Source organism: Acidobacteriota bacterium (assembly GCA_040752675.1).
Taxonomy (GTDB): Bacteria; Acidobacteriota; Polarisedimenticolia; order JBFMGF01; family JBFMGF01; genus JBFMGF01.
Genome location: JBFMGF010000062.1, coordinates 1 through 6,750, shown reverse-complemented (window position 1 = coordinate 6,750; position 6,750 = coordinate 1). Strand labels below are relative to the sequence as shown.

Here is a 6,750-nt window from a genome sequence, read left to right as displayed (position 1 = left end):
AAGATCTACGGGATAGATGTAAAGGGATAATCTCATAGTAACACGCCGAATTTTTACTTTTGCTCCAACTCTCTGATTTTAAATAGGATTCTCGATTGTGTTAAACTATGACTGTCGAACGCAGGTGAAAGTCGTTAGCTGAATTCGATCTTTTTCACGGAGGAAGCAACAACGTAAATCCTGACGTTGTTGTCGTTGGGGTCTACGGGAAAGAAGAAGAACCCCTTTCGCGCCTTATCGTATCCCTGGATCGTGCCGAGTATTGTCTCTCCGTCGTTGAAGGTCAGGATAGCTCTCCTCCCGTATTGCTTCTGATCCACGAACTCCCGCACGGTTACATAATCTTTGTTCCCTATCCAGTCTTTCACGAAGAAGAGAGCCTTCATCTGTTCCGTCATTATCTTCCTTGGAATGCCTCCGCCCTCTCCATGGAGGATATGGAAACTGTCCTTATCGGGAAGAAAGTCCTGGGTGATCCCTTTGTAGAGTGTTCCATCCTTCATGTGAACGACGACTTTATTCTCCATCGCGGCCTCCTGGCCCATATATCTTTTTAAAGATTAGCACAATGAACGGCTGATTTTCAACGAATTTTCATGAATGTTCGCCGTTCTTTTCCACTATTGAGTTTTCAGGAAGGGTTGTCTCTTTCAACATATATTCCTCTGAGAGATGCTTCTCTGACAGAAATTTATCCCATCTTCTTGCCATGGGTTCTGAGGGTCGAAGCCTCTTCAGGAATATGAAGAGAATCGTCACCACAAGTAGAACGATCGTGGTGAAGAGGCTTGCCTCGGGGCCAAATTCACCACCCGTCAGGATCTCCAGACCGGAGTATTCTACGGTCAGTGGCGCCCCTTTTAACCTTATTCCGCTGACGGGAAAGGAAAGGATGTAACCGAGAGTGAAGTTCCATGAGAAATGAATGAAGGATGGAAGCCAGAGCGACCTGGTCTTCAAGTACGCAACGGCAAGAAAGATTCCGGCAAGACCCGTATTAATGGCTCCCGCTGGAGTGCCATTAGGATTGAAATAATGGCCCAATCCAAAGAAGATGGACACGAGGATGATTGCTCCGATCCTGCCTATCCCCTGTACCAGAGTCTGAAAAACGTACCCCCTGAATAAGACTTCTTCGAATACAGCTAGCATAAAGATGAGAAGAAGGTATTTCACGAAGGATCCTGCCAGAACGGGAAGGTTAATCTGATGTAATGAAGCCCGGTAAATTCCCGATACCGTTCCCATGACAAAGATGGCAATAATGATCAAAAAACCGGTCGCTATTCCGGTGAGGGCTTCCAACGTCCATCCACTATCGAACGAATAGCCGAGTGTGGCGAAAGCTCTTTTATCGAAGAATCTGAGCATGATGAGAGAAGCAATTAATACTGAGATAAGCAGATAGACGAGGTATGCAATGGACAATGGGGAATCCCATCCCATCTCCTCGATGGAGCATTCTTTCTGAGCGAAGATACCGACCGCAGCGGAAAGGAGAACGGTTATAGTATATAGCATGGTTAGGAAGATGCAGATTCTCCATCCGGCGCGAATTCTTCTTTTACCCCAGAATATCCACCGCAAGAATCCTTTATAGTTCATATCCTTTCACCTTTCGCTTCGCGCCTTTCTCCATGGATTTCATTAAATTTATGATATAAGAGGTTGTTGGTTATCACTTGATCATCTGTCATTTGATCTTGATTCACTATCTATGGATAGCATGAAAGCGCAGAGCATGAGGATAGGCAGGAAAGTCAATGCCAGGATCAGAATCCCGTTGAATTTATAAAAAGCCAGCGGTTGGGAAAGAAGAGCAGCGGCTCTGGGGAGGGAGCCTATGAACATAAGCGAGACAAAGAGGGCAAGGATGTTTTCCCGGATGCACTCCCTGAGAAACTGGAAAGTCATGAGGACTGCAAGGGAAGTTGTCGAGAAGATGAACAAGAATTCAGGGACGCTCTTTGCCCTGTCCAGAAGGAGGATGGCTGTTACAGGCAGCGCCACTCCGTAAAAATAAGGAACCTTCTTCAGATACCTCCGGAAAAGGAGAAATCCAAAGAAGACCGCAGGAGTCAACGAAGCGGCAATGATGAGAGCGGTGGAGATTACTTCAAGAAATGGAAAGAAAGTATCAATTCCTGGCAAATGTTCAGTGGAGATTCTGGAACGAGGAATATCTATAGTCCTGTCCAACCATCCAAACAGGCGCGACGCGGCAAGGAATATGAATAGAGATGAGAAGCCGAGAAGAATGGAATCCTTAAAGTAGCCGCGTACTGACTGACTCCTGTCGGGGAAAGGCGAACGTCCTGGTTCTGTATCCCTCCAGAGAGACAGGGTAGCTCCTGATATCACAAGCGTCGCAATGAATATTCCCAGACCATGTAGAACAAGGTTGAGGATCTCATAGGAAAGGTAGCTGGAAACGGGAATGCTCGTCTCATAATGATAGAAAAGGGTTGAAGCCCTGTTGAGTTCTCTGATGAAATAGCTTGCCATAGCCAGAAGAGAAACTGCCAGCACAATCCTCCAGTCGATCTTTCCATGCATAAAGTCCCTGACGACCAGAGCGACTGCGAATCCGCAAGCGGAAGCGATCAAGACCATCTTGAGAAAAAGGAATATGATATCCTGAAGCCCTTCTTCTTCGTCTTTTATCTTCCACTCCTCCGGGATCTTTATGAACTTTGAGTAGCCGGTGACCTCGTTGTCTGTTACCGAAGCGGATATTCTGTATTCTCCATCGCCGGGTCTTTTCTTATCCCACTTCCAGGTAAAATGATGATCCACCCGCTTCGGTTTCTTATCCTCATAAGAATCCACCAGTGAATAATCTTCAAGGGGTATTTTCTTCTCTCCCTGCAAGAACCGCTCGGCTTGTTCCCTTGCCGCGATTGAAGTGACCAGCGGGGCTTCACGCTCTTCCGGAATGATGTGTGAATGGTAGAGGTCTTCTCCCCTTTCGTTCATTGAAACGACATACTCTTCCCTAAGCAGGGGTGTGAAAAATCTAACCTTCCATCGAGCTGTATCCTTGAACAGACGATAAGCCATCCGAAGCCCTTCCCATCCGGAAACGTTCTGAATATACCGATCATCGTATCCGCCGGTGAGGGTCTCAAAGGAAGTAGCTCGATTAAACGATGAAGTATCCACTTCCCTCTTTTCGAGATAATCTTGCGCCAGCCGCTTTGCCTGAGAAGAGGTGATTGCAACTTTCGTTTCTGGCCATGAACGAAGCTCTCTAATGAGAGAGAGGATGACGATTGAAAGAATGATGACACTTGTCAGGAAGAGATACTTCTTTAAACTAATTGGAACATACAGCAGCGGTTTCATCGTTGCAGCCGCTTCCCCTCCTGGTATAGCGGCACACTCCCCTTCTAGTTCATGCTGCTTTTCCGCTTTCAACTGTCCTCTTGCATCAATCCATTCTCTCGCTTCAAGTGGCTCCGTCGATTCTATCTGCACTCTCGCTACCATCTGTTCTTCAGTCGCGAACCTTTCCTTAGCAGCAAGCTGTTTTCCAGTCTCATAATGATCTTCAGCCCCCGGCTCATCGGCATTCCACATTCCTGTTTCCTTTTCTAGTCTGCGCTGCCCTGCGATAGTGAAGAGGGAAAGGATCATCGGGAAGAGAAGAAGACCGACGACAAACACTCCGGAAATGATGAAATATGGATTGCTTGAACTGAAGAGAAAGAGTCCGATGAAAAGGGCATCGATGGAGTAATGCCAGATCAGCGTGGCAAAGATCCCCCATCTCAGAAAGATGTATCCTGCCATGATCCCGATGAGGCCGACTTCAAGTCCCCTTATGAAGCATGGCTGCTGCGGATAATTGCTGTGGAGGAAGCCCCAAAGGAAAGCAGGGATAACTACCGCCATCCATGTTGGGAGAAACTTCCTGAGAAGCAAAATGGCAAAGACGCGAAAGATAAGCTCTTCCATGAACGAGGCTGTCAGACTTGCCGTAAGAGGATAGATCCATGGAAGCCACGTTGAAAGGGCATCGGTGTAACCGACTTCGGCGGGAGACCATACCCCAACCTTCTTTCCCATGAAATAGAAGAGGACGACGAAACCGATGTGAAAGGAAGTCATCGAATATCCGGCCATGGCCGCCGAAAAGAATTCACGGGTGCGGAAGAATCTCAGCGAGAAGAATCTGGACAGGGAAAGGTTCCGGGGGAACTGTTCCCTGTAAAGGGATTCCGAAACGGAAGCGATGATGAAGATCAAGGCGGCATTTGTCAGTGCCAGGATGATGGTCTGGAGAGCCACCCTTCCAGCAAAGCTTCCGATCGACTGGAGCGTATCGAAACCGGTCAGGAAGATGGGAATGCTGTTCATCCCTTGAAGGAGGTACAAAGTAAAGAGCGTTAAGGCAAGAAAGGCTCCGACTCTCCATCGGATGTCGTGGCGCCTCATGCGCAGGAGGAGCAATACGGGAATGGCGATGAAAAGCGGCAACGTTGCGAGGAAAGTGATGTTCTGAAGGAGATCGTTGCGGGATGTCATCCGGCTGTAGGCTCTCCTCCACTCCTCGGGCAGATTGAGGAATTGATGGAAAGAACCTACCTCGTTGCCCTGAACTGTAACCGTTACTCTGTAGGTAGCATCGGCGATCCTGAAATTTGTTCTCTCCCAGGTGAAGAAATAATCGGTCCTGCTTTGGAGGCTCCTGAAGCTCTGCTCGATGAGAGCATAATTAGAAAGAGAAAAGCCCACATCTTGCGTGAGAAAGTCTTCTGCTATCTTCAACGCTCCTGATGCTCCAAGGTCTTCCTTTGCGGCGTCTTCCGGGAGAATCCTTTGATAACCTGAGATCTGTCCATCCGGGGAGATATAGAGACGATACTCTACTTTCTGATGAGGCTTGAACCATCTCGCCTCCCATCTCCATATTTTGACCTCCTCACTTGCCGCTGAAGATACTGTCTCGCCAAATCCAGCATCTCGTTCCAGAAAGATCTTCCCTTCAAAGTCATAATCAAATCGGATCGATCTCAAATATCCCGCGATGTCGATCCCTCTCTTGCGTAGAAACTCTTCCGCGCGCTCGTACGCCTCGTTTCTCGAGATCTTGAAATCGATGGATGACTCTGGGAATGCCTTTCTATAATGAAGGATACCAGGAATCAGAAAAGAAACTCCAACCATGAAGAATAGCAGCAGCGGAATCCAGCTTTTCCTTTCTTCTTGCTGATTTAAGTAATACATGCCTTCTACCTTTGCTGCTGTAAAATGTCTCACTAACTATTGTTGAAACAAAACTCTTTCCAGAATCTGAATGCTTTTCCATCATTGCGTGCGATGTGAAGAATCAATTCGATCTCAGCATGTAAGATGGAACATCCCGATGACTTTGTTTCCTTTTTTAAGATACCGGTTAAACACATCACAGGCTTCCTTCGTCCTCTCGGCAATCAACTCAATTCCTCTATTGAATAAAATCTCTTTCAGAGCGGGATCAACTTTCATCATTCCGAATGCTCCCGTTCCGACAACGATGATTTCCGGATTGGCTTTCAGGACTTCTTCTATATCCATCAACGTGAGGAGATGTCCTTCCTCTCTCCACCAGAGGTCATCCACTCGATCAGGATAGATGATGAGATCGGAAGAATAGCTCTTTCCTTGAAACACAATTTTTCCAAAGGAGTAAGAGGAGATTTTCATGCGGAAAATATTATCACAAGAAACTGTCAGGAAGAATCTTTCCCCGATGCAAAAAAGCCATTTCTTGATGCGGAAGTAAGCGCTTCTTGATAAGGAAAGACCCGGCTTCAAACCGGGCCAGACTTTCATTTTTTCAGAGGTCCAAAGTCCTAAAACCCCTTCTTAAGTTCCCGGAACCTTGGCTCCAGGATTTATATGAAGGCTTTTACCTTCACTCTCCAGTTTCTTACATACATATACCTTCATTCTTCCAAATTGCAAGCTCAAAATGAAATTGTGCTTCGCTATTTTTATCAGGGAAGATCATGAAGGCTAATCAAAGCCGATTCTCTATTGACGATAAAGATAGCAACAGCCCTTATAATAAAAAGTCAGGAATCGTCTCAATGATATAATATTTATTGTATGACAATTAAATTTAAAATAGAGCTTGCCTATGAAGATAAGTGTTGTCAAGGGTGACATTACTGAGATGGAAGTGGATGCCATCGTGAATCCAGCAAACTCTTATGGGTGGATGGGTGGAGGCGTGGCTGGAGCCATCAAGAGGAAGGGGGGCAAAGAGATAGAGGATGAAGCGATCAGGAAAGGACCGACGCCCATAGGGAAAGCGATTCTCACGAGAGCAGGCGCTCTGCCCTGCAGACATGTGATCCATGCGCCCACAATGGAGCAACCGGCAGGGCTGACGAATCTGGAAAAGATAAGAAAGGCTACTGAAGCGGCGCTGATCTGCGCCGATCAGAATGAGTTGAAGACTCTTGCAATCCCAGGGATGGGTACTGGTGTCGGAATGGTTCCACCCGAAGATGCAGCCCTAGTGATGCTGGACGTCATAAGAAAGCATAATGCCAAGATCCTTTCTGAAGTGATCCTCGTTGCTTTTGATGATGTATTGCTTAAAGCCTTCAAGATGCCAGGTTGATAAATACTGTTACCTAGTTTGAGCGATTTTTAGCATAAGAAATCCCACCCAATGAGTTATACTGTTGATATGAAACAAAAAACAACAGACAGCAACTTTGCTGTCCTTAACCCATAGGGTGGGAGGAAATCATGAAA

General features: G+C 46.6%; 5 protein-coding genes. 1 reads left to right on the top strand and 4 read right to left on the bottom strand.

The features are described 5' to 3' along the window. Nucleotides 1–134: 134 nt before the first annotated feature. The 4 genes from AB1756_06385 to AB1756_06370 all read right to left on the bottom strand — a co-directional run bounded on the left by AB1756_06385 (nucleotide 135) and on the right by AB1756_06370 (nucleotide 5,688). Complete coding sequence (locus tag AB1756_06385) at nucleotides 135–527, bottom strand: hypothetical protein (GenBank protein ID MEW5806954.1); 393 nt, start codon at nucleotides 525–527, stop codon at nucleotides 135–137. A 67-nt stretch (nucleotides 528–594) separates the two neighbouring features. Beyond that, nucleotides 595–1,521 carry a CPBP family intramembrane glutamic endopeptidase gene (locus AB1756_06380; protein ID MEW5806953.1) on the bottom strand — a complete coding sequence of 309 codons (927 nt, stop codon included), beginning with the start codon at nucleotides 1,519–1,521 and terminating at the stop codon, nucleotides 595–597. 165 nt (nucleotides 1,522–1,686) lie between these two features. Continuing rightward, the gene (locus tag AB1756_06375) at nucleotides 1,687–5,229 is read right to left on the bottom strand and encodes a type II CAAX endopeptidase family protein (protein ID MEW5806952.1); all 3,543 of its coding nucleotides are present in this window, start codon (nucleotides 5,227–5,229) and stop codon (nucleotides 1,687–1,689) included. 114 nt (nucleotides 5,230–5,343) lie between these two features. Next, the gene (locus AB1756_06370; protein MEW5806951.1) at nucleotides 5,344–5,688 is read right to left on the bottom strand and encodes an Mth938-like domain-containing protein; all 345 of its coding nucleotides are present in this window, start codon (nucleotides 5,686–5,688) and stop codon (nucleotides 5,344–5,346) included. Nucleotides 5,689–6,124: 436 nt separating this feature from the next. Here AB1756_06370 and AB1756_06365 point away from each other — a divergent pair, with 436 nt between their 5' ends. Then, nucleotides 6,125–6,613: a macro domain-containing protein gene (locus tag AB1756_06365; GenBank protein ID MEW5806950.1), complete on the top strand. Its 489-nt coding sequence runs from the start codon at nucleotides 6,125–6,127 to the stop codon at nucleotides 6,611–6,613. Nucleotides 6,614–6,750 lie beyond the last annotated feature (137 nt).